This is a genomic window from Pseudoalteromonas sp. 120-MNA-CIBAN-0494 (assembly GCF_040308885.1).
Taxonomy (GTDB): domain Bacteria; phylum Pseudomonadota; class Gammaproteobacteria; order Enterobacterales; family Alteromonadaceae; genus Pseudoalteromonas; species Pseudoalteromonas nigrifaciens.
Map to the genome: position 1 here is coordinate 1 of NZ_JBEOOE010000086.1, position 959 is coordinate 959.

At 35.5% G+C, this 959-nt stretch carries 1 protein-coding gene; it reads right to left on the reverse strand.

What is annotated here, in order from left to right; genetic code table 11:
* Positions 1-138: 138 nt before the first annotated feature.
* Positions 139-636: an SHOCT domain-containing protein gene (locus AAEY55_RS18080; RefSeq protein WP_086994376.1), complete on the reverse strand. Its 498-nt coding sequence runs from the start codon at positions 634-636 to the stop codon at positions 139-141.
* Between the last annotated feature and the right edge of the window lie 323 nt (positions 637-959).

The following is a 959-nucleotide window of genomic DNA, read 5'->3' on the forward strand; positions in this document are numbered from 1 at the left end:
AGAGTAAATAATGATAGGCAGTTACACAAAATTAGTTACATCCTCAATTTAACTTTTTCAGTGTCTGCTCATCGCTCTAGGCGGACTTCGCTAAAGTGCTACTTACGGTCGTTGGTAACCTTACCCTATTGTTAAATGTTACTTCTCAGCCAATATTTTTTTCTTTTCTATTTCGAACTCTTTCTGGTTTAAAACACCGCTATCTAAAAGGTCTTTAATTTTAGTTAAACGATCATACTTATCAGCCACAGCAATCGCTGTTAGAGTTTCTTCTTTATCAATACACACAAAAATTATTTCTATTCTGGGGAAATTACCAAAGATATATGGTGGGGCTGCAGTGTGTTCTGAAACGGTTAACATCTTTTTATTATGAGCTTGTTTACGACAAAAATCATTTGCTCTTTTAGTCGCAGATCTTCTAATTCCTGATGTTCCACTAAAACCAGTAGATGCCTGATGAAAGATTCTATATCTTTCACCTTGAATTTCTTCGTCTGAAATATAAAAGTCTTTTCCTTCATACACAGCCCCGTCAAAATGTGAACTGCTTTCACTTTCTTTTTGTATTGGCGACATACTTGAGCATGCACTAAAGAAGAAAAATGCTGGAACCAAAAATATTATCTTTTTCATAAACACCTTAGAATGATGTGCAAGAACTACTCTGCACTGGCAGTCAGACTGCAAGTGATTGTTATGTATTTAGCTAGCCACGGTAGATATTATTAATTGCCGTTAGTGCGATAATAAATTTGTTAAATACATGACCCGGCGTGAACTCTGAAGGAGAGCCAATAAAAGATATAATTTTCTTTTTTTGACCACCAAATATTCCAGTGCCCCCATTAACCTTTATAAACAAAAAGGACGTGTCTAGCAGTAAGCGCGCAATTAAACCCACATACCAATATTAATGCTACCTATGCATAATTTACTCAGCATATTAACCTGAGGTA

What these genes read in the sequence shown, in the direction of transcription:
- AAEY55_RS18080 (WP_086994376.1), bottom strand. Translation starts at nt 636, where the DNA reads ATGAAAAAGATAATATTTTTGGTTCCAGCATTTTTCTTCTTTAGTGCA.